Annotated in this window: 19 protein-coding genes; 11 read left to right on the top strand and 8 right to left on the bottom strand. The window is 44.3% G+C overall.

Annotated elements, in window-relative coordinates; all coding sequences use genetic code 11:
• Window positions 1-803: 803 nt before the first annotated feature.
• The 5 genes from SNE26_RS16870 to SNE26_RS16850 all read left to right on the top strand — a co-directional run bounded on the left by SNE26_RS16870 (window position 804) and on the right by SNE26_RS16850 (window position 11,124).
• Window positions 804-4,418, top strand: coding sequence for a hypothetical protein (locus tag SNE26_RS16870; RefSeq protein WP_321555095.1), 3,615 nt, complete (start codon window positions 804-806; stop codon window positions 4,416-4,418).
• A 20-nt stretch (window positions 4,419-4,438) separates the two neighbouring features.
• Window positions 4,439-8,194 (top strand): DUF6443 domain-containing protein, encoded by a 3,756-nt coding sequence (locus SNE26_RS16865; protein WP_321555094.1) that lies wholly within the window; start codon window positions 4,439-4,441, stop codon window positions 8,192-8,194.
• The gene (locus SNE26_RS16860; RefSeq protein ID WP_321555093.1) at window positions 8,194-8,760 is read left to right on the top strand and encodes a hypothetical protein; all 567 of its coding nucleotides are present in this window, start codon (window positions 8,194-8,196) and stop codon (window positions 8,758-8,760) included. The genes SNE26_RS16865 and SNE26_RS16860 overlap by 1 nt, the downstream gene beginning before the upstream one ends.
• Window positions 8,761-9,332: 572 nt before the next feature.
• Window positions 9,333-10,664, top strand: coding sequence for an RHS repeat-associated core domain-containing protein (locus SNE26_RS16855; protein ID WP_321555092.1), 1,332 nt, complete (start codon window positions 9,333-9,335; stop codon window positions 10,662-10,664).
• A 4-nt stretch (window positions 10,665-10,668) separates the two neighbouring features.
• Window positions 10,669-11,124, top strand: a complete 456-nt coding sequence (locus SNE26_RS16850; RefSeq protein ID WP_321555091.1) for a hypothetical protein — start codon at window positions 10,669-10,671, stop codon at window positions 11,122-11,124.
• 184 nt (window positions 11,125-11,308) lie between these two features.
• Here the strand turns inward: SNE26_RS16850 and SNE26_RS16845 are convergent, their stop codons facing one another.
• Entirely contained in the window at window positions 11,309-11,650 is a 342-nt protein-coding gene (locus SNE26_RS16845; protein ID WP_321555090.1) for a helix-turn-helix transcriptional regulator, read from the bottom strand.
• A 310-nt stretch (window positions 11,651-11,960) separates the two neighbouring features.
• On the opposite strand from SNE26_RS16845, the gene SNE26_RS16840 reads away from it, so the two are divergent.
• From SNE26_RS16840 to SNE26_RS16830, 3 genes are all read left to right on the top strand, one after another.
• Window positions 11,961-13,370, top strand: a complete 1,410-nt coding sequence (locus SNE26_RS16840) for an RHS repeat-associated core domain-containing protein (RefSeq protein ID WP_321555089.1) — start codon at window positions 11,961-11,963, stop codon at window positions 13,368-13,370.
• 2 nt (window positions 13,371-13,372) lie between these two features.
• The gene (locus tag SNE26_RS16835; protein WP_321555088.1) at window positions 13,373-14,053 is read left to right on the top strand and encodes a hypothetical protein; all 681 of its coding nucleotides are present in this window, start codon (window positions 13,373-13,375) and stop codon (window positions 14,051-14,053) included.
• Between the two features lie 632 nt (window positions 14,054-14,685).
• The gene (locus SNE26_RS16830; protein WP_321555087.1) at window positions 14,686-15,048 is read left to right on the top strand and encodes a hypothetical protein; all 363 of its coding nucleotides are present in this window, start codon (window positions 14,686-14,688) and stop codon (window positions 15,046-15,048) included.
• Here SNE26_RS16830 and SNE26_RS16825 read toward each other — a convergent pair.
• The 7 genes from SNE26_RS16825 to SNE26_RS16795 all read right to left on the bottom strand — a co-directional run bounded on the left by SNE26_RS16825 (window position 15,041) and on the right by SNE26_RS16795 (window position 24,313).
• Window positions 15,041-18,496, bottom strand: coding sequence for a glycosyltransferase (locus SNE26_RS16825; protein ID WP_321555086.1), 3,456 nt, complete (start codon window positions 18,494-18,496; stop codon window positions 15,041-15,043). The two genes, SNE26_RS16830 and SNE26_RS16825, sit on opposite strands and share 8 nt — an antisense overlap.
• A gap of 65 nt (window positions 18,497-18,561) precedes the next feature.
• The gene (locus SNE26_RS16820) at window positions 18,562-18,723 is read right to left on the bottom strand and encodes a FeoB-associated Cys-rich membrane protein (RefSeq protein ID WP_090533873.1); all 162 of its coding nucleotides are present in this window, start codon (window positions 18,721-18,723) and stop codon (window positions 18,562-18,564) included.
• A gap of 59 nt (window positions 18,724-18,782) precedes the next feature.
• Window positions 18,783-19,976, bottom strand: a complete 1,194-nt coding sequence (locus SNE26_RS16815) for a hypothetical protein (protein ID WP_321555085.1) — start codon at window positions 19,974-19,976, stop codon at window positions 18,783-18,785.
• Between the two features lie 63 nt (window positions 19,977-20,039).
• On the bottom strand, window positions 20,040-20,900 hold the full coding sequence (locus SNE26_RS16810; protein ID WP_321555084.1) for a GMP synthase: 861 nt from the start codon (window positions 20,898-20,900) through the stop codon (window positions 20,040-20,042).
• A gap of 132 nt (window positions 20,901-21,032) precedes the next feature.
• Window positions 21,033-22,130, bottom strand: a complete 1,098-nt coding sequence (locus tag SNE26_RS16805; protein ID WP_321555083.1) for a carboxylate-amine ligase — start codon at window positions 22,128-22,130, stop codon at window positions 21,033-21,035.
• 125 nt (window positions 22,131-22,255) lie between these two features.
• Window positions 22,256-23,428, bottom strand: coding sequence for a hypothetical protein (locus SNE26_RS16800; RefSeq protein ID WP_321555082.1), 1,173 nt, complete (start codon window positions 23,426-23,428; stop codon window positions 22,256-22,258).
• Between the two features lie 177 nt (window positions 23,429-23,605).
• The gene (locus tag SNE26_RS16795; RefSeq protein WP_321555081.1) at window positions 23,606-24,313 is read right to left on the bottom strand and encodes an alpha/beta fold hydrolase; all 708 of its coding nucleotides are present in this window, start codon (window positions 24,311-24,313) and stop codon (window positions 23,606-23,608) included.
• Window positions 24,314-24,478: 165 nt separating this feature from the next.
• Here SNE26_RS16795 and SNE26_RS16790 point away from each other — a divergent pair, with 165 nt between their 5' ends.
• From SNE26_RS16790 to SNE26_RS16780, 3 genes are read left to right on the top strand one after another with little or no spacing between them, the layout of a single operon-like run.
• The gene (locus SNE26_RS16790; protein WP_321555080.1) at window positions 24,479-25,267 is read left to right on the top strand and encodes an alpha/beta hydrolase-fold protein; all 789 of its coding nucleotides are present in this window, start codon (window positions 24,479-24,481) and stop codon (window positions 25,265-25,267) included.
• Between the two features lie 40 nt (window positions 25,268-25,307).
• Window positions 25,308-25,523 carry a DUF2281 domain-containing protein gene (locus tag SNE26_RS16785; RefSeq protein ID WP_321555079.1) on the top strand — a complete coding sequence of 72 codons (216 nt, stop codon included), beginning with the start codon at window positions 25,308-25,310 and terminating at the stop codon, window positions 25,521-25,523.
• On the top strand, window positions 25,523-25,906 hold the full coding sequence (locus SNE26_RS16780) for a type II toxin-antitoxin system VapC family toxin (protein WP_321555078.1): 384 nt from the start codon (window positions 25,523-25,525) through the stop codon (window positions 25,904-25,906). Before SNE26_RS16785 ends, SNE26_RS16780 begins: the two co-directional genes overlap by 1 nt.
• Window positions 25,907-25,975: the final 69 nt, after the last annotated feature.

Below are 25,975 nucleotides of genomic sequence, written 5' to 3'. Positions count from 1 at the left end.
GGGGCAAAGAATGATAAACTGCGCGATGAAATTAACACTGACAGTTTGTTAAAATGAATCGGTATTGAACAGGCTGCTGACAGCAATATCAACGGGTAGCACGGCAAAGGACAACCCGCACGGGAGCATTTACCTAGGCTAACCTGGGCAGATATGACAATATCACCGGCGCAAAAACACAAGATTGATACGCTTGCCTATATCTGCAGCTTTTGCCGGTAGACCGTGTTAATGACAATGCAGGGTACGCCGGAGCGGCCGGGTTCCAAGACTTGGTAAAGGCAGATCACGAGTATACTTATGAAGGCACGGTAAAGGTTGCGCGATCCAAACAAAAATACCGGCAAACCAGATAATAAAATAGGAGTAAGCTCATGAATGTTCGGTGATAGCTTTTGTATTCGGCCAGGTGAGGACAGCGTTCGATGGTAGTCGTAATAATTAAAACCATATATTTTATTTACTTAAAAGTAATATTGAATTAACATGGTGGCGTTATTTTAGCGCTTGATTGAGTGCAAGACTACTTAGCAATCATGTGTTGACTGCGTGGGTCTATGAACTCAATTGATTAAGCGGAATATTTTCCTGATTTAGATATTCCTGAATTTGATAACTGTTATTGCAAAGATACCTGTGCTATTTACAGGAGCATTAAAACCGAAACTTATCACATGAAGAAAGACTGTCAAAACAACTTCTTGATTATATCCCGACGAATATTCAGCTGTATCGCTTTTTAGTGTCATTCTGCAGACCCAGATTGTCTGCTGCATCCTATTTTTTTACCTTATCTTAAAAAGATGATCTCTATTTCATCGCGCGTTTTTGCGCGTAAAAAATTCCTTGCGTTTTTGTTATGTACAGGTATGTGTCTGTCGGTTGCTTTTAAATTGAAGGCACAAACACCTTACATTAAAAGTTTCGAAAAGAATCTCACCCCTTCTCCCATGGTCGGTACCTTAGGTACTTTCGGTGGGATCGAAGTACGTAAAACTACCGGTGGTATGTCAAAAACAATTCCACTCCTCAGCGCCAAATCTGGTGACTTAACCTATCAGCCCTCCCTGGAATATTTTTCAAACGGTATAAGGGTTGACGATTGGGGAAGCCGCGTAGGAATGGGGTGGTCTGAAAATCTGACTGCAACGATCACCAGGGTAGTAAAGAATATTCCGGATGAGCGGGCAATAACCCGTATCGGGGATGGGAGGCTTGAGTTCGGCGAGTCTGGCAACATTAACTACACGCAGGCTAATTACGATAAGCTTGTTGCGATGTCCAATTCTTCATCATATACCGACGGAGAATATGACATATTTAATTTTAATATTTTCGGAGCCACCGGGCAATTCATTATCAGGAATAATCAGGCTGTGATGTTGAAAGACGATGATAGCTTCAGGATACAGATAGTCCAGACATCTCCAACCTATTTGTTTATACTGACAGATAACAAGGGTGTTAAATACTATTTTGATTCGGAAACGGAACAAACGAAGTTTAATACCGAAAACTCCTGTGATGAAGGTAGCCCTTACAGTTTACCTTATACTACTGCCTGGTTCCTTCACCAGATCGTTTCACCGCTTAACCGCGTGATCACTTTTAATTATCAGGCCGCGAGTTTCGATTATATTTATGATTTCAATGAGTATTATGTTTTCTCAGAAATGCATTACGGCAATACTGGAAACTGCAATGATGATCCCGGCAGCGGAGATCACAATTATTGCCTGCGGCGTAAATCAACCAATACCAAAATCCTGAGTTCTGTATCATCTGATAACTTTCTGGTAAATTTTTATTACGCCAGCCGAAACGATATTTATAACGAAAAATTGCTATCCAAGGTCACTGTTTCAAGTGCGAGAGGGCAGATCCGTGCGGTTGATTTTAATTATCAAACTTTTATTGCCAGTACCACATTTGAACCTTTGATCCAGTCAAGCCTTACCCCTGGACAAACCTGGGAAGTAAACGCGCTGAAGACCCGTTATTATTTAAATTCACTTACATTCACAAATTCGGACATATCAGAACAATACAAGTTTACCTATCTTAACCCGCAAAACCTGCCACATCGGTTTGCATTTTCGCAGGATTATTTGGGTTATTACAATGCCAAAGGTAATGCAGGACTGGTTCCCAAAGAGTCGACTGATAGAATGCCGACTTTCCGACAGTATGGGTTCCCTTACCCGGCAATCCATGCAACCGAAGGTATCCCGTTTGCGAACCGCAAAGCAGATATTGCGGGACTTGCTGGGGCCTTATCTACTATCCAGTATCCTACCGGCGGCAAAGATTCAATTGTTTACGGCCAGAACAGGTTCACAACGCGTGTCGATAACGCTCATCAGCAAAGTTACACAGAAGAGATCGCAAACGAAGATGCACAGTCTTACACTGATGCTTTTGCATTCATTCATTTGCCTATCACAACTGCTGTTGACTGGCGACTGGAGTTTTATCATGATCCTGATTTGCCCATTACCGAGCCGTTTGAAGAGTACCAGGCTGTCGTGGAACTGTATGATTCAGACAACCAGAAACATATCTTTCCAAACGGAAAGGATCGTATAGAACTACATTTGGGCTCTGTTTATAATTCCGGTTCCAGCACAGGGATATATCCATACCTCGGAAAAATGGTTTTAGAGGGAAATAAGGATTACGAGCTACGTTTTGAAATGACTGGAAAACACACTTTCCTGAAGTCCACCGTAAACTACACAACGAGTATTTCCAATGATATCCGTGATTCTGTTTATTACGGCTACCGCGTGGAAAAGATCATTACCAAATCAAAAACGTCACCGGATATGGTTAAAACCTATAACTACAACGTTTTCAAAAAAGCGGCTAATAGTTTTATGCTGACCGATTCCAGCTCGCTTAACACGAGATCGTTCAATGACTTTTGTACAACCAGCTTTTACGTATGCGATGAGCTCAGGGATGCACTTGGTAATCCTGTTTATAATGGCACCGGAATGGGGCTTGCGATAACGATGTACCGCTTAAATTCGAAAAACAACAGTGATGTTGGGGTATTCGGTGGTTCTCCATTTGCATATGAGTATGTTACTGAATTTCAGGATTCTAATCAATTGTCATTTTTGGCAAACCGCTTTGCAGTGCGCGCGAATAATTCAGCTTTCAAAATGATAGGTGATATAAACTCAAGTAGCTTTCAGACTACCGGCAATGGTGAAGTAAATTTAATAGCAGCTGATTTAACAAATCTGGCATGGAATAACGGTTTACAACTAGAGCAATATGCCGGTACTAAGTCCAACAACAGTTACCAGATTCTGAATGCTAAATCATGGAGATACTCAGCAGATTCGACAATATTCTTTAATTATGGTGCATCAAAGATATTAACCGCCCCGAAGTATTCAACTGATATTAAGTTTAATATGAGTGTATACACACTCAAGAGCTACGAAACCTACAGCCATTGGGTGCGGCTTGATACATTGGCAGAAACGAATTATTTGGCTAAGAACGGCGTTTTTCAGCCAGTTACCGAAAAACTTGTATATGTTTATAACCCGACTGATAAAGGAATTGAGGAAGAGTGGAGGACTGCCAGCAACCAGGCAACTTATATCAGGCAAAGCTTCCGGGCTGCTAAAATGGTCTCATTGGGAGCTGATACTGGCGGGATCTTTCAGGAAATGCTCAACCGTCATATGACTGACTTGCCGGTGGAGCGAAAGCAGTTTAAAACAAATTTATCAACCACGCCTATTGAAGGTGAGAAGATCACTTACGGCTATTTCAGAACCAGCCAGTTTATATTACCAAAAACAGTGTTATCAAGCCAGGCTGGCCTCGACTATGTCCCCCGTATTCAATTGGAAAACTACGATGACAACGGCAATATCACCCAGCAGCGGCAGGAAGCAGGTGCGTCGAGCGGATATCAGTGGGATTACAGCGGACAATATCCTGTCGTCAATATAAAAAACAGTTCAGTTGGCAACGTTTTTTACGAATCATTTGAACAGGGCGCTGGCAACGGCATAGTAGAAGACAATATGACGGGGCATTACAGTCATACCGGAGCTTATGTAAAGGACCTTTCAAGCCTAAGTCCCGGTAACTACCGATTACGATACTGGCAGAAAAACGGATCGGCTTGGAGTCTTGTTTCCACTCCGGTTACGGTGAGCGGCAACAGCTATCAGATTAATCTTAATGCGCAGATAGATGATGTTTGTTTTTATCCCGCGGCTGCGCAGATTGAAACCTATACTTTTGATCCGTTGGTAGGGATGACAAGCAGAACCGACCCTAAGGGTTTGGTGACCTATTATGAATACGACGGATTAGGCCGCCTGCAAAACATCAAAGATTACCAGGGCAACATCGTCAAAAGCTTTGATTACAACTACCGTCCACAATAACCACCTTATCACAACCCAAAATGCACTTTTATCACAAAAAATATAGCAAATGGATCCTGGCGACTGCAGTCCTGCTGCTGGGCATTCAGGCAACCCGGGCCCAAACGAAGACGGAGAATTATGTAAGGACAAGGACGCCTAACCGGGCGATTACGAGGAATGGGAAGCTTGATACTTTAAGTACAAACAAAGATTCGGTACAAACAACCATTCAGTATATCGACGGCTTGGGCAGGCCCCTGCAAACGGTACAGCGGCAGGCCTCGCCTACGGCCAAAGACGTGGTACAGCCCTTTGTGTATGACCAGTACGGGAGGGAGGCAATAAAATACCTGCCGTATGGCACAACGGCAACAGGCGACGCGAGCTATAAGACCGATGCATTAACACCTGGATTGGGCGCAGCGAAATTCTATCACCCGGCAGGCAGCACCGGCACGCAGCAAACCAACGGGATCCCGAACACGCTGTTCCCCTTTGCACAAACCGGCTTTGAGGCCTCGCCGCTGAACCGGGTGGTGGAGCAGGGGGCGCCCGGGGCAGCCTGGCAGCTGGGGGCAACGCCTGATGCCGGCAGCAGCAGTCATTCGGCCAGGATGGTTTATACCACCAACGACCAGACCACCTTCAGTACAAGCAATGTGACTGCGAACAACGGCAGCCGCAAAATAGCTTTGTACACGGCCACCATCAATGCCAATCAAAGCCGTACGCTGTCGCGGGCTAACAGCAACACGGCCACATATGATAGTAACCAACTGATGGTAACGATCAGCCGCGGGGAGAACTGGCAGCCTTCGGATGGCTGTTTCGGCACGACGGAAGAGTATAAGGACAAAGAAGGGCATGTGGTGCTGAAGAGGACCTATAACCTGAAAAAGACCTATAGCGGGGGAACAGAAAGCAAGGCAGGGGAAATACTGTCGACCTATTATGTTTATGACGACCTGGGCAACCTGTGCTTCGTGCTTCCTCCCGGATCAAGCCCCGATGCGACGGCGGCCATTTCGCAGTCGACAATTGATTACCGCTGTTACCAGTACCGGTATGACGAAAGGAACCGGCTGGTGCAAAAGAAGGTTCCGTCAAAAGGCTGGGAATATATCATTTACAACAAGCTGGACCAGCCGGTAGCCACCCAGGATTCGGTACAGCGGATGAAGGTGCCGCAGGAGTGGACGATCACCAAATACGATGCGATGGGCAGGACGGTACTGACCGGCATTTACCAGCATACCGGCACAACGGCAGGTACGGATTACCATGCCGCCCTGCAGGCGATAGCGGACACCACCAGCGCACAATGGGAAACGCCTGTATCTACAGGCAACGGGTATACAGCAAACACCTGGCCCACATCGTGGACAACCACATTGAGCCTGAATTATTATGACAGCTATACCGGGATCCCCGGCTTTCCGGCAGCCTATGACCAGACAGCCAATACCGCCTACAGCAAACAGACCACGGGACTGCTGACGGCCTCAAAAGTACTGGTGCTGAACACCACGGGAGATTACCTGTGGAGCGTGCCGTATTATGATGACGAGGGAAAAACCGTCAGGACGTTCAGCCAGCATTATGTAGGCGGGGCAACTACGCTGAGCCCGTATAATTATGATGATGTACAAACTACCTACAGCTTTTTAAAACTGCCGACGATGATAAGGCGGTTTCACTATTTGAAAAGTGCGGGCGGCACGGCAAAAGTACTGACGCTGACAGAAACGAACTATTACAGCTATGACCACATGGGGCGGAAACGCCTTACTCAACATCAAATGCGCGACGGCAGTAATCTCTCGCAGGCGACGATGAGACTTGTTGCGACCGACTACAATGAAGTCGGGCAACTAAAAATTAAGCACCTGCATTCGATCAACAGCGGCGCAAACTATCTGCAAAATATCGACTACCGTTATAACCCGCGGGGTTGGCTGAGCAGCATCAACAATGCGAACCTGAACACCGATGGCGGGCTGACCAACAGTGATGCCAACGACAAGTTCGGTGAAGAGCTGGGCTATGATGAATCGACCACGTCAGCACAGCAATACAACGGCAACATCGCTACAGTGCAATGGAAATCAGGGCAGCACAGCATCGGCGGTATGCCGGCAACCCCGGTAAAACAGACCTATGATTATACTTACGACCACCTGAACAGGCTGCGGGCAGCGGTATCAACAACCAATACGCCAAAAGATGGGTTCTATGATGAGAACGTGGTTTACGACAACATGGGCAACATTCAGAAGCTGAACCGGTATGACAGGATCAATAATGCCAGAACGGTGATAGACTCTTTGAATTACAGGACATACAGCTTTTACCGGGTAAGCCGGATTGATGATACCGCCAGCTATGCAGGGCCGGCAGGGTTCCGGGATCTAAGGAAAGTGGAGAGCGAATATATCTATGACGGGAACGGCAACATGCGGCGGGACCTGAACAGCGGCATCAGCAGTATCACTTACAATATGCTTAACCTGCCGCAGACGATAGTAAAAGATGACGGCAGTACGGTGGTGTACATCTATAGCACTACGGGCAACAAACTGCGTAAACTCTTTACTGCCGGGGGCACTACAACGACCACGGAATACGACAACGGGATCCAGTACGATAACAGCACCACAACAGTATCGTTCATCCAGACGGAAGAAGGCCGGGCAAGGCACAGCGGGACAGCCTATATCTATGAATACGATCTGAAAGACCATTTGGGCAACACTCGGGTAACGCTGACCCCTGACCCGGCAGACCTAACCCAGCAAACGGCGAAGATTTTGCAGGAGAATGATTACTATGCATTCGGGTATGGGATCCAGTCGATGCAGCCCGCCACTTCTCCCAAAAATGAGTACCTTTATAATCATAAGGAGCTGCAGGAAGAGACGGGGCTGTATGATTATGGCGCGCGGTTCTATGACCCGGTGATTGGGAGATTTGGTTCCATTGATCCATTGGGAGAAAAATATTCCTATCAATCTTCTTATGCATATGCAGCAAATAATCCTATTAGGTTTATTGATGTAAATGGAGAAGGTCCGGGTTATCCGGAAAGTCATCCAGTCAGTCAGGCAATTATTAAATATAACCCTTACATTTATCAAGCTTTTCAGTATGCTAATAACACATCCAATATTCAATTACATAACTTAGCTAGAGGAGTAGCAGGAGGCGATGCATATGGCAAATCTATAGGCGCCATAGGCGAAGGCCTTTTCGCTCAAAGGTTAACAAGTTCGCCATCAGAGACAGGATCGTCTTTAGCTTTCGGACAGCGATATGGAGGCTATCAGGTGGATTTAATGCAAAGGACAACCTTAATTAGGGAAAATGAAGGTGCTTATGGATTTGAATTAAAAGTTAATTCCACTGATATTAATGGAAATGATATGTCTTCCAAAATTTCTGTGTTAGGGAACTCAAATAGTAATTTTGGGTATGGATCAATAGCTTATGAAGTGAAAACAATTGATCCTAGTGGTTCAATTGATAACATTTATAAAGCATTTGTTGGTGGCGTAAACCAAGCAATTGATCGAACTAAGGCTGCTGATGCGTCGATGCTTGTTTTTGATAAAGCAGCTTTTGGTAAATTGCTAAACTCACCAATGGGTAAAGAAGCGTTAAAACAGTTGGGGCGATTAACAGGAATTCAAAATTCAGAAGGCGAGCAAAGAGGATTTCTTCGATTAGAAAATAACTTAAGTTCAGATTCCCAACGAGCACTATATGGTTTAAAAGATAAACTCAAGAATATTCCATAATGAAACATTATATATACATTATCATTGTACTTTTAATGTTTTCTTGTTCTGAGAAAAAGGATAAAGAAATGGCGTTTTACAATATTGATCAGGCAATTAAAGCTCCAAAAGAGACTAAAGCTCTTAAACTAAATAATGATGACCTTATACGATTTGAAGGTCATATAGAGCAGTTTTCTAATCTAGAGACTTTGATGATTAGTAACAAAAAGTGGATTATCATTAACTATGATGGAAAGGTCGATCCTGCTAGCATGACAGTGATTAGCTTACCCTCAAGCATAGCAATGTTAAAAAATCTTAGGACGTTGTTGCTTGATAATTATTATATTGATGAGTTACCTAATAATATCTCATCTTTAGATAAAATTGAGTCAATGAAGTTTGCATACACCCATAAAGCCGACTTAAAAGCAGAGGTAAATAAAATTAGAGCTATTAAAAGCTTGAAAGAAGTAGATTTGACTAATTCAACTATTACCCCTAAAGTAATAAGGAATGCATTTAAAGAGGCTCCTAATATAAAGTTAATACTTGTAAACAGTGATATAGAGCCGCAGTATTAAAGTAATACAAACGCCCGGTAGCATGCTGGGCGTTTGTATTTATAGGGCTGCCACATTATTCTGAAAGAAGTCTTTAAACCCTTCGCTGGCGCACGCCTGTGGCGTGTGACCCATTGAGTAAACGCTCCGGACTTGCGGTATCGACAACCGGTACAGCCCCATCGCTGGCGCACGCCTGTGGCGTGTGATAATTCAATGGCTGCCTTTACCGACGCATGGATATCGGGCAGGGTAATCAGGTAAAAGCTATTTGGCACTATTGCATAAGTTCATGAATATGCAAATCCCGGATGGATAATACATCCGGGATTTTTTGTTGATAGGCTAAATTGATTTTGAGCACTCGTATACCGCAGACACAATAACAATAACCCAGGTTAAACAAACCTATGATTACGGCTATGACCACCTGACAGGCTCAAGGCGGGCGTATCGACAACCGGTACAGTCAGGGATAACCTGTACGGCGAGAACGTGATAATAACATGGTCAATATCAGCAGTTTGTGAAAGTATGACAATATCGGGAGCATAAAACGGCAGGCGTCACATACTGGCTGACGCAGGTGGACGATGCCTCACTCTATACGGGGCACTGCCGGCTTTACTGAACTGGTGAAGCCGGCTAATGAATACATCTATGACGGGAACGGCAATGAGCTGCGGGACCAGAACAGCGGCCTGAGCAGCATCAGCTATAACATCCTGAACCTTCCGCAAACAATAGTAAAAGATGACGGCAGTACGGTGGTGTACATCTATAGCGCTACGGGCAACAAACTGCGTAAACTCTTTACTGCCGGGGGCACTACAACGACCACGGAATACGACAACGGGATCCAGTACGATAACAGCGCCACAACAGTATCGTTCATCCAGACGGAAGAAGGCCGGGCAAGGCACAGCGGGACAGCCTATATCTATGAATACGATCTGAAAGACCATTTGGGCAACACCAGGGTAACGTTAACCCCTGACCCGGCAGACCCAACCCAGCAAACGGCGAAGATCCTGCAGGAGAATGATTACTATGCCTTTGGGTACGGGATCCAGTCGATGCAGCCCGCCACTTCTCCCAAAAATGAGTACCTTTATAACCATAAGGAGCTGCAGGAAGAGACGGGGTTGTATGATTACGGTGCACGTTTCTACGACCCTGTAATAGGTAGGTGGACGACCGTTGATCCACTGGCCGAGATCTCAAGGAGGTGGACTCCGTATAATTATGGATCAAACAATCCAGTCAACCGGATTGATCCTGATGGGATGACTGATTTTACATTCAATAAAAAAACTGGCGAAGTAAGCCAGGTGGGTGAGAAAAATGACGACCCGGATCGTATTGTCAGAACAAATCGAAAGGGTGAAGTTGTTCGCAATAAAAAAGGAGAAGCCAAAGTTGCTGTTGGTGGAATTGAAAAAGGAATTCTTAAGGATGGTCAGAACTGGCGGGATAAAGACCAGGTAATCAGTGTAGGAGGAAAAGGCCAACCGTCTGTTGAAGGAGTTAAATCTTTTACATTAAATCTTTCAGAATATTTAGGAAATGAAATTAAAGGTTACTCGTACTCATCAGACGGTTCTAAGAACGTTACAGATATGGTTTTAGGTGGGTATAAAAATAACACATTAACGAGTTCGCAAGGTTCGGTAAGGGAATTACTACTTAAGTACGGAGCTAAGTTTTCTTTCAATAATATTTTGCAAGATTTTCATACGCACCCTAATGGTGAATTAGGAGCCACTCAATCGGCACCCGGACTTTCACAAGACGTTACAGGACTTCAAAGCGATAAGCCTCAAATTCCCAACGCTACTTTTATTATTCTGTATAGAATTCAAAATCAAGCAACACCTGCAGAATACGATTATACCCATGAATATATACCTAAGTCAAAAAAATAATAAGATGAAGAAATTATTAACGACACTTACTTTTATTATGCTCGGTGTTTCAACCTATAGTCTTTATGCTCAAAATAAAACTATTAAAGGAAAAGTAATCGATGATAATTTGAACGCCTTGCCATACGTTTCGATTGCATTTAATGACAGTATTGAAGTTGGAAAAACAGATCTGAACGGTTTATTCCAAATATCAATCCCTGCTACTGTAAAAAAAATATCATTCAATACCGTTGGAGTAGAGTTAGCGTCTATAGAGCTTGCGGATAAATGTGATGATGTAGAGGTTATAATGATGTTAAGATGTACTTGTGATTTTATGGCTCCGAAAAAGGTAGATAAACTTCGAATGAAAAGATTTAAGAAGCTATCACAATTACATAAAGAAGCATTTGAGAAAGGCATATTTAAAACCGATAAGGCTTGTTATATACAGGAGTTTATACCGTATTACAGGTAGTGTATTAAAGTCGTTGGTAACTTAAACCTTCAAGCCCATCCCTAATGGTTGGGCTTTTTTATTGTAGTAGCTTCCACCGCTTTTGGCGGTAGGTTAGGGCTAAAAAGCCAACCGCAAAGCCGAAGAAAAAAAACTAATGCAAAGACAAAGCCCCGATTCGGGGCTTTGTGCGTTTATAGCATTCTTACTTTACGTATTCCTGAATATGCCTCTTAGTGAGAAAAGCATCAATAAAAGTCTTAACCAGGTGCTTGTCTTCGGCGTTTAATAACTCCACTTCCTTAAACTGTTTAAGCAGCTCACGGTCGGTTAATTGCGCTGTTACTGCCGAATCATTCACATCCTCATTCACCAGATAATCAGTAGTTGTTTCCAGTGCTTTGGCCAGCTTGGAAAGCATATCTGCTGCCGGTTTGGCTTTGCCTATTTCATAGCGGCCAATCTGCACATAAGAGTTCAGGCCGACGATCTCGCCAAGCTCTGCCTGTGTCAGTCTTTTTTGGGTACGTAACCTCAACTGGCGCAAGAATGCCTGGCAAAGGCCAAAGTGTTGGTGTTCTCATGTCTTTACTATGATATGCAAATTTCGGATATAGGCTTTACCTGTTCGGCGAAGAGCTGAGCTATGACGGTGCCACGACGGCAGCGCCTCAATACAACGGCAACATAGTCACAGTGCAATGGAAATCGGCGCCGTACGTAGCGGGAGGAACAGCAATAACTCCGGTAAAACAAACCTATGATTACGGCTACGACCACCTGAACAGGCTGAGGGCTGCGGTATCGACAACAGGTACCCCGAAAGGTACTACGATGAGAATGTGGTGTATGACAACATGGGCAATATCAGCAGCCTGGGCAGGTATGACAATATCGGGAATGCAAAAACGCAGATCGATACGCTGACCTATACCTACAGCTTTTACCGGCTGAACCGGATCGATGATGCCTCGCCCTATACGGGCACTGCCGGTTTTACCGAGCTGGTGAAGCAGGCCAGTGAATACATCTATGACGGGAACGGCAATGAGCTGCGGGACCAGAACAGCGGCCTGAGCAGCATCAGCTATAACATCCTGAACCTTCCGCAAACAATAGTGAAAGATGACGGCAGCACGGTGGTGTACATCTATAGCGCTACGGGCAACAAACTGCGTAAACTCTTTACTGCCGGGGGCACTACAACGACCACGGAATACGACAACGGGATCCAGTACGATAACAGCACCACAACAGTATCGTTCATCCAGACGGAAGAAGGCCGGGCAAGGCACAGCGGGACAGCCTATATCTATGAATACGATCTGAAAGACCATTTGGGCAACACCAGGGTAACGTTAACCCCTGACCCGGCAGACCCAACCCAGCAAACGGCGAAGATCCTGCAGGAGAATGATTACTATGCATTCGGGTACGGGATCCAATCGATGCAGCCCGCCACTTCTCCCAAAAATGAGTACCTTTATAATCATAAGGAGCTGCAGGAAGAGACGGGGTTGTATGATTATGGGGCAAGGTTTTACGATCCGGTGATTGGGAGGTGGGGGAGTGTGGATCCGCTGGTTGAAGATGGACAAGAAAGTACAACACCTTATGGTTATGTTTTTGATGATCCTGTAAAACTAAATGATTCGGACGGCAGGGCACCGGCGGGTTGCTGCAAAATGTTAACTGGTGCCACAGTTGGTGGAACAGCGGGAGGGATTTTAACAGCATCGTTAATTACTGGCGGTGCGGTAGCTGGTGGTGGAACAGCAACCGTAGTCGGGGCTCCTTTAGGTTTGATTGTTGGTGGTGGCATTATTTTAGGCGGAGCAATTGGCGCCGGAGCAGTTTGGCTTTGGGATCATGCTCATCATAGTGAAAGTACAGAGCCCTCGCCGACCCCTGAAAGTACTACAACTAACAAAAAAGGTCGTGGTTCTAATAACGAAAAAACCAATGCGGCTGCGAAAACTGGACAGGAAGCACATAGACAAGAAGAAAAGAAATTGGAAGATGAAGGTGCGAAGACAGAGCAAACGATGACATTAAAAGATGGATCGGTAGTTCGTAAAGATGCTGTCATGCCGGATGGAACGGCTATCATTATAAAACCTAATACCCCATCTGGAGAAAAATCAGCAAAAAAGAGAGAAGAAAAGATGAAAAAAAATGGTATACCTACAGCAACTATTCTTTATGATCCATTCAGTCCAGCATATCAGCCAAGTTCTCCTTCTTACATAGGCCCTAAAAAGAAATGACCATGAAGCTAACAAAGAATAAATTAATTCGTTTGACTAAAACGGGGTTAAACAGTCTGGGATATAGAGAAATACCTGATAGTACCACGGGGGCTCAGGGATTATATATCAAGACAGCCGATGTTAATCTGTTTTTAACTGTTGGACTCACTATATCAAGATATTATGACTCGATGTTTACAGCCTCATATTATCTTTCTAAGGTAACCTGCTGGGGAGCCGTTTGGGGAGATATACCGAATAACTCTTATGAAAGGGTAGGTAGCTTCTTAACTAAAGGAGAAAGGGATATGTTGTTAGAGGAAAGGTATCGCAAGGAAGGAGTGAAAGATGCTTGGTGGGACGGGGAGGATGACGAAGCAATTAAAGCATTCATAAAAACGATAGAAATTACCGAAAGTCGTTTCCTAAGTCAACCAGGCTTGTGTTATGATGTTATGAATAGTGTTGAAGTAAATGAATTAGCCGGTCTTTCAAAAGCGACTATTCATTCTATAGAAACAAACCATGAAGATTTGTCATCCTTTAAGTTTATGCCTCCGAAGCCTATTGATAATATTCCAATTGAGTGGTTTAAAGCTGCCGAAAAGACCATTATTGAGAAGGGGGCTATTTTGAACATTAACACTGTTAAAAGATTAGCAGCAGACGCTTATAGACAATTTATAGTAGTTCATCTTTAGGTAAAAAGCTCAATTCTTTACGCCGCCGCACGTATGCAACGTTGCCAAATTGCGTGGTGTACTTCGATTTGGCGCGAGTATGAAGCGCTGGGATTGTGGGTTCGGTACTCCTAAGCTGTCGTACGCCTGTGGCGTGTGAATTATAATGCTGCTTGAACAGCACTCAATAGATATAAAGTAATGAGTATAAATCCCATCGCTGGCGCACGCCTGTGGCGTGTGATAATTTCAATGGCTGCCTTTACCGACGCATGGATATCGGGCAGGGTAATCAGGTAAAAGCTATTTGGCACTATTGCATAAGTTCATGAATATGCAAATCCCGGATGGACGATACATCCGGGATTTTTTGTTGATAGGCTAAATTGATTTTGAGCACTCGTATACGGCAGACACAATAACAATAACCCCGGTAAAACAAACCTATGATTACGGCTACGACCACCTGAACAGGCTGAGGGCTGCGGTATCGACAACAGGTACCCCGAAAGATGGGTACTACGATGAGAATGTGGTGTATGACAACATGGGCAATATCAGCAGTCTGGGCAGGTATGACAATATCGGGAATGCAAAAACGCAGATCGATACGCTGACCTATACCTACAGCTTTTACCGGCTGAACCGGATCGATGATGCCTCACTCTATACGGGGCACTGCCGGCCTTACCGAACTGGTGAAGCCGGCTAATGAATACATCTATGATGGTAACGGTAACCACCTGCGCGACCAGAACAAGGGCATCAGCAGTAACAGCTACAATATGCTGAACCTGCCGCAGACGATCACCAAAAATAACGGCAGTACAGTGGTGTATGTTTACAGTGCATCGGGCAATAAGCTCCGGAAACTGTATACCGCAGGCGGCACCACCACGACCACGGAATACGACAACGGGATCCAGTACGATAACAGCACCACAACGGTATCGTTCATCCAGACGGAAGAAGGCAGGGCAAATGGCGGCGAGGTAAATCAATCCATTTTTAACTAAAGTGCTTATACAGTAAATACACGATCACAGCAATTATTGCAACACCGATAACAATATAAACCGGCTGCGATTTTTTACCGCCATCGCCACCAACTTTTACATTACCGGTGCGCTTAAGTACGCCCCATCCGCTCAGTTCGCCTTTTAGGGCTTTTCGCAGCGATTTAAACAGCACATAGTACATTAGCTGCCGCCACATAAACCTTTGCGGGATAATGTAGATGAGTTTCTTGTAGTCTTCCTTTTCCATGCGGAAAGCGATGATACCTACTATAAAATCAACCAACACAAATGCTACGTAATATAGCAGCATCTTCTCTGGTTTTTCGCCGAACAGGGCGAACAGCATCATCAGGTCTGCCAGGGGGGAGAACAGCGGCAATATGATCTGGAAAATAAGGATGTTAGGCATCCCCACCATTCCAAAAAACTTGTATTTTTTATTAAACAGTGCGTCGCGGTTTTTCCAGAAACTTTGCATTACGCCAAAACTCCAGCGGAAACGTTGTTTCAGCAGCATGTTTATTGTTTCGGGCGCCTCGGTGTAAGCAATGGCTTCGGCACAATTACGCACCACGTAGCCTTGCTTAAGTATACGCATGGTGAGGTCGCAATCCTCGGCAAGGGTATCATAAGTAAACCCGCCTGCGCGGAAAATAGCCGATTTACGGAACGCACCTATGGCCCCGGGTACAACGGTAATACTGTTGATGAGATCGAATGCACGGCGGTCCATGTTTTGCGCAGTGATATACTCTATCGACTGCCAGCGTGTAATGATATTGGTTTCGTTACCAACTTTAACGGTTCCGGCTACGGCGCCTATTTCCTCGTCTGTAAAGTAGGTCATCAACTGGTAAACAGCATCAGTTTTGAGCTGGGTATCGGCATCAATACAAACCACAAAATCATTTTGGGCATGGGTAATACCAAAGTTTAGTGCCGACGCTTTGCCGCCGTTGGGTTTGGTTAAAATTTTGATCAGCGGGTTGCCTGCATAAGCGGCTTCCACAACCGCAAAGGTTTTATCTTTTGATCCGTCATCAACAAAAATGATCTCGAACGATGGATAATCGGTTTTAAGCAGACTTTGTATAGTTGCTACTGCATTAACCTCCTCGTTGTAGGCAGGAACAATGATGCTTACCGCAGGCATTACATCCGTATTGCGATCAAGCTTTTTGGATTTTTTATCCACGCTTCGCTGTCTCACAGCCAAAATGCCGATTAGCACAATGCGGCCAATGGCCAGGAATATGGCCGACAGGAATATATAGATCAGCACCCAGTTTATATAGTAATAACCATGAATAAAAACGTCATAGGCCGGGCCGAAAATGCCTGTGCTTGGATCCGGTTTAATGGGCGGCATCAGGTCGTCTTTAGTTTTACCCAGCACATCGGCAATAGTGGTAAACTCGTAGCCGTGCGATTTAAAGTAGTGAATGATTGCGGGAAGGGCTTTAACGGTTTCTTCACGGGTATCACCTCCGGCATCATGCAGCAATATCATCGATCCGTTATCTTTTTGCCTGATGGTACGGGCAATAATGCTATCGGCAGTTACGCCGGGCTGCCAATCCCAGGGGTCGATAGATTCGCCAATGGTGATATAACTCTGACGGCGGCTTTCAGCAACCGGGATAACCTCGGCAAGGGTTTGCGGTTCGGCATCGGCATTAAACGGCGGGCGAAACAGGATAGTGCTTCGGCCGGTTACCGATTCAATAAGCTTACGGGTAGAGTTAAGCTCCAGTATTACCCTCTTTAAACTGATGGTTGAAATATCGGGGTGGAAAAACGTGTGGTTGCCTATTTCATAACCTTCTTCATACTCGCGCCGGAGCAGCTGTATGTTTTTTTCGGCCATAGCACCTACAACAAAGAATGCTGCCGGTACTTTTTCGGCTTTAAGGATATCTAAAATACGGGGTGTAAAATCAGGATCGGGGCCATCGTCAAAAGTTAAAACCACTTTCTTAGGGGCATAACCATACCTGCGGATCACATATTTAGTGGGAAGTTTTATATAATGCTGATCGAGGATGGTAAATGTAGCCGGGTCCATTTTTACGTCGATCACTCCAGTAGTAGGGGTGGTAATAAGGTCAAGCACTTCACCATCGCCATCATAGTCCACATTTACACGGTTGTTTAAACCTACAGATGTAAGTTTGCGCATATCCACACCCGTTTTTTTCAATGAGTCTATCGACAGGTTTTTCTGGAAAAATGTCCACAGGCGTGGATCTTCGGCCCCTAAACGCCATAGTGCCACGCCGCCGGTTGCCCAGTCATCGGCCATGCGGATCACGTTAAAATTCGTTGCCGCATCGGTAAAGTAAATGGTATGGTCAAGGCTGTCCTTGTCCATATAAGTAAAATGCAGGTTGGCCGAATTAGGATCAAAAGTGATCTTGCTTTTTTGCTCCTCTGCAGTACTGATAGCCTGCTGGTAACCAATGGTTTTACCAACACTGCCTTCGGGCCAGTCATAGGCGCCGCCCGCAAATGTTAAAATTACTTTTTCTGACGGAACCTTCGAACATACCTCGTCCAGGATCTGTTCAACCCAGCGCTGATTTGAAAGATCGCCGGCATTTGTAGCCTCATAGTGCTCATCAATGGCCATGATGAACAGGAAATCGTTTACATGCTGAAGCCTTGTAATGTCAAAAGTTTCATCCTCGGGAACCACGTTTTGCGTAACCAGGAAGCCTTTGGCATGCAGGGTTGCATATAGCTCATTTTGAAAGGCTATGTAATTTTTGCTGTTTCGGTCGCGCAGCTCATCAAAATCAACATTAATACCCTTTAGCTTATTTTTAGTGAGCGAGTTAACTATGCTGTTAATGAAATTACTGCGGAGTGTTTTATTGTTAACAATCCGGTCAACATCTTTAGTGTCATAGCCGCCGTGGGTGTTATTGTAGTTTACATAGTTTGACAGCGAAACAACAATGGGTTTGTTATATTTTTTATTGAGGTTCATTAGCCCGGTATCGAGCTTGGTTACAACGGTATCGGTTTTAGGTACTATAGAAAAGCCTTCGCTTACTACCATATCCAGGTGACCGATGTTCACCACCAGTGAGTTATAAGCCTGTGGTTCCCAGGCACGATAAAAAGCGGCGTTTATACGGTCTTTATTGTTTGGTTGTTTGATTTGATGAAGTTTCCGGGCCCGTTCAAGTGCTTCTATCTCAGACTTTTGAATTTTGAACGATTTAAACTTTGTTGATCTTTTTAACTGCTCAAGCTCCTCTTTGGTCATTTTTTTGGGAGCAGGGTTAAGGTTGGGAAGCTCAGGGTAATAAGTTGAACGGATAGTAACAACAACGGCTATAATGCCGATAACCAGTGCAGCCAGCAGTACACGGCTTAACCATTTAAAACGGTTCCACCTACCGGGGTTATCAGCTTGAAAAACTTGCTTGCTTGATGACATTAAGGAAAATTACTTTACTAAAGTATGGGTTACTTATGAAGATTGTATGAAATAGGAGTTGAGCATTATTTGGTGGTTTTTCCAGGTTCAATGCCTGAAAAATCAACACCGCATTTGCAATTGCCGCCACAGCTTTTTTTGGTAGTAAGCGCCCTGTACATCATACGGCCGATGTAAAAAACAGCGCCTGCAAAAAGTATCGCGATAATGATGATTTGCATATTCATAAAGACAAAATTAAGCATTATTTAATATATACGTACAGACAGGGCAATTAGTACAAAGTTTAACGAGGCATAAAAGCAACTGTGCCGCCAACCCAGTTATAATCTTTATTATAACGTACGCCTATCATTTTTCCACGGCTTAACCGTGCAAGGTTTATGGCAAGTGTGGGTTTTTCATCCCCATTTGGCCAAAGGTAAAGCAACCTGATCTCGGCCTTTACGCCGCCTTCCGGCGATTGTACAACAGGTTCGTAATTTACCTTTTGCTGTAAGATCCAGTTCTCAGGATCTGTAATGGCTTCTATATCGTTGTTTCTGATATCAATAATTACTCCCTGACCTGCAAAAGAGAACAACGGTTTAAGCACATAGTTTTCCAAATCGGCAGGGATTTGTTCTAATTGGTGCAAAAACTGCGTTTTTGGGATGTAATCGCCTGTTAAAAAAGGCATGGTGAATTTGCTGACGCGGTAAAACCAGTTGGGGTGTGCAACCCATTCAACCTCAAGGGGCTGCCTTATATCTGCCACTTTGTTAAAAATATCCGGGTCGCCGGCTATTTCATCAAATATCAGGCGATTGTAGATGCGTTTGATTTGTTTCTTTTGATCGCCGGCCATATAATAAAGCTTTTTACCATCCTGCATCAGATCACTCAACGACACCACAGGCGTACCAATGTATTTTTGAGTGAGATGAAAATCAACCGCTGTTTTTTGCTCCGGGGCGTTTACATCCATCAATACAACTTCATCGGGTTGGTAAGGGCCGATGATGGTTTTTTTAAGCAGATCAAGGTAGCTTTGTTTATCTAATCCGCTAAAAAAGATAGTTTCATCATCAGGAAGATCATAAACCTCCCGGTAAGTATCGCCTAAAAGTACCTGGAAACCATAAAGGGAGGGGAAGCCCTGCAATTCTATGAGTTTGGGTACGATATTTCCCTGTTCATCTTTACAGATGCCAAAATCCAGCGCGATAAAATGAGGATGATCGTTTTCATTAGCTACCCGCCAAAAATCGGGGATAGCCCGCTCGGTCAATTCCTTAAAATCGGGCCTAAGGATGGTATTTATAATATCATTACCTGCGGCTTTGAGCCTATCACGGAAATCAGCAGTCAAAAAAACAGGTGTTTCCGCAACGCGGAAAGGCACGGGCTCTTTGAAGTCGTTATTGAGCTGATCAAGAAATTGACTGTATTTTTCTTCGCTGAATGTTTCGTTAAATGTTTTTCTGACCGATGGATTCATTATTAGCCCCTCTAAATCTCCCCTGAAGGGGAGGCTTTTTTATTACGGTTTATAATAAAATTATTAATCTTCTTTAACTTCTAAAAGCCCTCTCCCTTTAGGGGAGGGTTGGGTGGGGCCAACCGCCATATCCAAAAAATCAGGGATCAGCGTATGCTGGGTATATGTTATTTTATCCGGATCATCAAGGCGTTCAAGCATTTCCTTGTATTTAACCTCACCATGCTCGCTGATCACCTCCTGCTTTTTTTCTTCGCGAAGCAGCATTCCCTTCATCCCTCCGGCGTCGGCTTCGGGATGAAACTGCGTGGCGAAGAAATAATCATTATACCGGATAGCCATCATAGCCCTGGGCAAATCAACATGCGGACGTTCTTTTTCTATCGCCACCAGTTGCATACCCAGTTCCTTAAAACGTTTTTCATCCGGGTTGATCACCTGCCAGCTTCGTGAATCAACGGCGTAAAAAGGCTCGGCTAAACCTTCAAATAAAGGCTCATTTAAACCAAGTTCGGTTTTATTAACCGGCAGTACCCCAAATGAAGGGGAACGGCGCATATTGATATCGCCCAGCTTGTAATGACGGCACATTAACTGAAACGAATGGCACACAAAGAACACATGCTTTTTGTTACTGTTGTTGGATAAGTTATGATCTTCCAGCTTATCAACCAGGTTAAAATATTTCTTTTCCCATTCGGTACCCTCGGTTTCTAACGGGTTACCCGGGCCACCGCTTGAAATATAGATATCAAAATTGGTACCCGGCATTTCGCATTTGCGGCGTACATCGAAGATCTGGTAGCTTAAATTCAGATCATGTTCGGCCTTATATCGCTTCAAAATATCCTGGAAACCGCGCATACCTTCGTTCGCTATCCCATCATACAGATCAAGTATGGCCACTTTTATTTCCGGTTTCATATGCCCGAGCCCCCCCCTCTAAATCTCCCTCGGTAGGGGAGACTTTTTGTTTTATGTTAAAAAATATTTTATCCCCTTTTATTACTCCCAGCTGTTTAAAGCCCTCCCTACCGGGGAGGGTTTGGGAGGGGCTTACAACCCCTTCAGTGTTTGTGAGGTGATATAATCCACCACATCGGCAAAGTTATTGTTTTGCTGGTAAATGGCCAGTTGCCTGTCGGCACCGGTGCCATGCTCCAGTATATTGTGTACATATTGCAGGTCATCGCGCGAGCCAAGTTCGTCAACTACATCGTCTACAAAATCAAGCAGCTCCAATATCAGTGAGCGGGTATTTACCTCCATTTCCTTACCAAAGTCTATCATTTTTCCGTCGATGCCGTAACGGGCTGCGCGCCATTTATTTTCATTGATAAGCGCACGCGAATAGTTAATGAACTTCATGTTTTGTGCCCGTAGTTTGTAAAGCTTGGCACACAATGCCTGGAATAGCGCAGCAAAAGCAATGGTTTCATCAACAAGCATAGGGCAGTCGCAAATTCGGAATTCGATGGTTTCAAAGAATGGGTGTACACGGATATCCCACCAGATTTTTTTGGCGTTATCAATACAATTGGTTTTTACGAGCAGCTTAATGTAGCGGTCGTACTCCTCAATACTGCTGAAATAATCGGGGATGCCCGTACGCGGAAACTTATCAAAAACCTTGGTGCGGAACGATTTAAAACCGGTATTTCGCCCTTCCCAAAACGGCGAATTGGTTGAAAGCGCATACACATGCGGCAAAAAGTACCGCACCTGGTTGGCTATATGAATAGCCATATCGCGCGACTGGATGCCTACATGCACATGCAACCCAAAAATGAGGTTGGAGCGGGCAGCCTCCTGCATCTCATCCACAATTTCAAAATATCTTGGATTATCGGTAATCAATTGGTGCTGCCAGTGTGAAAAAGGATGTGTACCGGCAGCGCCAATACGCAGGCCAATATCTCCGGCCAGTTGGGCCACCGTGGTACGAAGCTTACCCACTTCTTTACGGGCTTCTTCTGTATTGCGGCAAATATGGGTGCCCACCTCAACCACGGCCTGGTGCATTTCGGCTTTTACCTGGTCTTCATGGATCTTTTGGGCTGCATCCACAATTTTTTGCTCATGCGATTTCAGTTCCCGCGATACGGGATCAATCACCATAAATTCTTCTTCAACACCTAAGGTAAATTCGTTCATAATTGGTTAGGGTTAGTAATGAAAACGTCATGCTGAACTTGTTTCAGCACCCCACACGCAGGGTATAGACCATGCAAGCTTAACTTACAAGTGAGGTGCCGAAACAAGTTCGGCATGACTTAATATTATTTCTTAGCCGCCTTTTTAGGCTTAATCGCTGCTTTTTCTTTTACAGCAGCGGCTTTCACAACCGGTTCTTTTACCACCGGCTCCTTCGCAGCAGCAGCTTTTGTAACCGGCGCCTTAGCTACTTTGGTTTTCTTTACTTTCCCTTCTGCTTCAATGGCATGGTCAACCGCAGCTACCGATACATCGGCTTTAACAGCGGCTTTTTTAGCAGCCGCTACCAGTGGTGTTTTTGCTGCCGATGTTTTTACATACTCGCCCCAGGTAAGGTTATCGACGCCGTCCTTTTGACTTTTTGCACGTTCAATGGCGTAATCGGCGGCAGTTTCAACCACCCAGTCAAAGTTTTCCTGGCCTACGCTGGTAACTTCAGCATCAGGAGCGGGGTTACAAAAATCAATAGCATAAGGAATGCCATCGCGAACGGCAAACTCAACCGTATTAAAATCGTAACCTAAATATTGATTTAGTTTTATTACATAATCTTTAATGGTATCCAACAGTTTTTTGGAGGCCGGTGCCTTACCGTGTTCATAGCGCAGGTGGTGCGGGTTGCGGGGTTCATACTGCATGATGCGTACATGTTTGCCGCCAATGCAATAACAGCGAAAGTAATCGTCAAAAACTACCTCTTCCTGCAGCATCATCACGTGCTGTTTGGTTTTATCGTATTTGCTGAAAAAATCCTTCTCGTTTTCTACTCTGTAAACCTCTTTCCAGCCGCCGCCGTCAAACGGTTTCATATAGGCCGGAAAACCTACATAATTGAAAATGCCGTTCCAATCAAGCGGGTAAGCCAGGTTCCGGAATGACTTATTGGTAGTATCATCGGGCAATTCCTTTGATGGCAGGATCACCGTTTTGGGTACGGGTACCCCGATTTTTACAGCAAGGGCATTGTTGAAAAACTTTTCGTCAGCGCTCCACCAAAAAGGGTTGTTGATAACAGCAGTACCGCAAATAGCGGCATTTTTCAGGGCTGCGCGATAGTAAGGCACATCCTGCGAAATACGGTCAATGATCACAGCATAATCAAGCGGTTCGGCCTGCATTACCTTATCAAGCCGTACAAACTCGGCACTGATGCCTTTTTCTGCCTTTTGGTTTACACGGTCAACAAATGCTTGCGGAAACGAATCTTCCTGTCCGAATAAGATGCCAATTTTTTTCATGGTAGTAGGTGTTTATATGTTTGTTTTTCTTTGGGTTTCAGGTTGATGTAAATCTTGCTCTTTATTTTTTCATTTTTTCATTTCTTTCCTGTCTCTTAAACTCTTGCCTCTTGAATCTGTATTTCCCGTCTCTTGAATCTTATTTTCTTGTTTCTTGAATCTTGATTTCTTGCCTCTTTATTTAATTGTTGATAGATAATGCGGGAACATTTCGCGCCAGATGGGCCAGTCGTGATTCGCAAATGGGCGGATATCCAGCCAGTGTTTAATGTTTTTTTGTTTTAAAATATTTGAGAGCTGAATATTATATCTTTTGCAGATGTCATACTCGGATGTACCAAGTACAATGTTCATTTGCCAAAGATCCTGATGATTGCTGCCCGGCAAAAAATCAACCGGGTTGTTATAAAAAATGTTGTCATCATAATAGCCATCGGTAAACATTTTAATGTCAAAAGCCCCGCCCATACTAAACAGGTGCTTTACTTTTTCGGGGTGCTTGAATGCGAAATTGGCTGCATGGTATCCGCCAAAACTACAGCCGGCCACAGCTACTTTGCCAACACCTGTTTCATGCATTGCCCAGGGGATAAGCTCGTTTACCAGCATGCGATCGTAACCTGCATAGGTTTTGGCCCTATCGGCCGGGTGGATGCCTTTGTTGTACCAGCTGCGGTCGTCGATGGTATCGGGGCAATAGATCTTCACCAGGCCATTGTCAACAAACCATTTTACGCTTTCGATAAGGCCGAAATCTTTGTTTTGATAGTAGCGGCCTTTTGTGGTCGGGAAAACGATCACAGGGTAACCGCGGTCGCCGAATACCAGCATTTCGAGGTCGGTGTTGGTGTTGGGGGAGTGCCAGCGGTGAAATTTTTCGGTCAAAGCAGTGTAGTTTTTATAATGATTGTAAGTTAGGAGGTTTGTTTGAAAAAGGCAACAGCCTGATAATATTAATCCTTAGCCGCCAAAAAGTAAAAAGTATAGCTTATTTTTGCGCCCTTAATTTTAATTTAGAAAGAGATGTACCCGGGTTGGCTTGATACTGAAATGACGATAACCGAACAGGAAATAAATATAACCTCAGCACTGCTTGAGCGGGAAGTAACTTTAACCGTCCTGAAACCCGAGGATGGCGATATTGCTGAGCCTCTGAATTTACTGTTACTCAACGATGGACAGGAACTGGAGAGCCTGGGGTTAAAAAATACGCTCGAAACCTTATACAATACCAATCGGCTTAAACCGGTACTGATTGTGGCTATCCATGCCGGAGATGACCGCCTTGATGAATATGGCATTGCGGGTAAGCCCGATTTTAAAGGCCGTGGCGCAAAAGCTGCTGTATATACACAATTTATAAAAGAAGAATTGCTGCCTCAATTACAACAGTTGACCGGCTTTAATGAGTTTGATATAACGGCCTTTGCCGGCTTTTCGCTCGGTGGCTTATCTGCTTTTGATATTGTTTGGAACAACCCTGCATTGTTCAATAAAACCGGCGTTTTTTCAGGTTCGTTTTGGTGGAGAGGGAAAGATCTCGCTAAAGGTTACACCGAGGCCGACAGGTTAATGCACCAGGTAATAAGGGAAACCAAAAATAAACCGGCTATCAGCGCCTGGCTGCAAACCGGCACCAGAGATGAAACCAGCGACCGTAATAAAAATGGCATTATCGATGCCATTGATGATACCATCGACCTGATCAGGGAAATGGAAGCCAATGGTTTTAAACGCCCGGAGGAAATTCAGTATGTTGAAGTAGTAGGAGGTACGCATGATACTGCTACGTGGGGCAAGGCGATGGCCAAGTTTTTGGTTTGGGCTTTTGGGAGATAAGATTTGTTTTTTGTAAATTAGCTTTATTAAGTTTAAGAATATGGTTAGTGCTACACTTATAAAAAAGCTTGATCAATTACCACCTGACTTACAAACTCAGATAGAGAAAGATGTAGATAAGCTTTTGAAAAAGTTTACCAATGTTGAATTGTTAGATGGGAATCAGACTGTAAGGGGATATGGAAGTTTGAAAGGCAAAATTTGGATGTCGGAAGATTTTGACGAACCACTTGAGGATTTCAAAGATTATATGTAATGCAGTTGCTTATTGATACACAGGCAATCCTTTGGTTTCAGGCTTCTGATGATAGATTATCTAAAACAGCCAAACAATTAATCGAAGATCCCGATAATCAATGTTATGTAAGTATGGCGTCACTATGGGAAATGGCTATCAAGGTCGCTTTAAAAAAGCTTAATATTGAAATTGGCTATGAAAATTTCTATAGTTATCTGATTAATAAGCAATTCGAAATCCTTGATATAACACCTTATCATTTAAGTAAGCTAATATCCCTGCCACATTATCATGGCGATCCGTTTGATCGTCTGCTGATTTCGCAGTCAATCGCGGAAAATTTCACAATCATTTCTGCCGACCAACACTTTAAGGCATACCCCGCAAGTGTTGTTTGGTAAGCTTAATGTATTAATTCCCAACTATAACTTGCAAAGGTTTTTAAATCTCATATATTAACGTTACCTTTG

Source organism: Mucilaginibacter sp. cycad4 (genome assembly GCF_034263275.1).
In the GTDB taxonomy this organism is placed as follows: domain Bacteria; phylum Bacteroidota; class Bacteroidia; order Sphingobacteriales; family Sphingobacteriaceae; genus Mucilaginibacter.
Note: the sequence above shows the minus strand (reverse complement) of the source record. Positions and strands in the feature narration are given on the sequence as shown.

Excerpts from the sequence above, each read along its gene's own strand:
- SNE26_RS16785 (WP_321555079.1), top strand. The coding sequence starts at position 25,308 with ATGGTTAGTGCTACACTTATAAAAAAGCTTGATCAATTACCACCTGAC.
- SNE26_RS16780 (WP_321555078.1), top strand. The coding sequence starts at position 25,523 with ATGCAGTTGCTTATTGATACACAGGCAATCCTTTGGTTTCAGGCTTCT.
- SNE26_RS16855 (WP_321555092.1), top strand. The coding sequence starts at position 9,333 with ATGCCTCACTCTATACGGGGCACTGCCGGCTTTACTGAACTGGTGAAG.
- SNE26_RS16825 (WP_321555086.1), bottom strand. The coding sequence starts at position 18,496 with ATGTCATCAAGCAAGCAAGTTTTTCAAGCTGATAACCCCGGTAGGTGG.
- SNE26_RS16835 (WP_321555088.1), top strand. The coding sequence starts at position 13,373 with ATGAAGCTAACAAAGAATAAATTAATTCGTTTGACTAAAACGGGGTTA.
- SNE26_RS16865 (WP_321555094.1), top strand. The coding sequence starts at position 4,439 with ATGCACTTTTATCACAAAAAATATAGCAAATGGATCCTGGCGACTGCA.
- SNE26_RS16790 (WP_321555080.1), top strand. The coding sequence starts at position 24,479 with ATGACGATAACCGAACAGGAAATAAATATAACCTCAGCACTGCTTGAG.
- SNE26_RS16870 (WP_321555095.1), top strand. The coding sequence starts at position 804 with ATGATCTCTATTTCATCGCGCGTTTTTGCGCGTAAAAAATTCCTTGCG.
- SNE26_RS16805 (WP_321555083.1), bottom strand. The coding sequence starts at position 22,130 with ATGAACGAATTTACCTTAGGTGTTGAAGAAGAATTTATGGTGATTGAT.
- SNE26_RS16860 (WP_321555093.1), top strand. The coding sequence starts at position 8,194 with ATGAAACATTATATATACATTATCATTGTACTTTTAATGTTTTCTTGT.
- SNE26_RS16815 (WP_321555085.1), bottom strand. The coding sequence starts at position 19,976 with ATGAATCCATCGGTCAGAAAAACATTTAACGAAACATTCAGCGAAGAA.
- SNE26_RS16850 (WP_321555091.1), top strand. The coding sequence starts at position 10,669 with ATGAAGAAATTATTAACGACACTTACTTTTATTATGCTCGGTGTTTCA.
- SNE26_RS16820 (WP_090533873.1), bottom strand. The coding sequence starts at position 18,723 with ATGAATATGCAAATCATCATTATCGCGATACTTTTTGCAGGCGCTGTT.
- SNE26_RS16830 (WP_321555087.1), top strand. The coding sequence starts at position 14,686 with ATGATGCCTCACTCTATACGGGGCACTGCCGGCCTTACCGAACTGGTG.
- SNE26_RS16840 (WP_321555089.1), top strand. The coding sequence starts at position 11,961 with ATGGGCAATATCAGCAGCCTGGGCAGGTATGACAATATCGGGAATGCA.
- SNE26_RS16800 (WP_321555082.1), bottom strand. The coding sequence starts at position 23,428 with ATGAAAAAAATTGGCATCTTATTCGGACAGGAAGATTCGTTTCCGCAA.
- SNE26_RS16810 (WP_321555084.1), bottom strand. The coding sequence starts at position 20,900 with ATGAAACCGGAAATAAAAGTGGCCATACTTGATCTGTATGATGGGATA.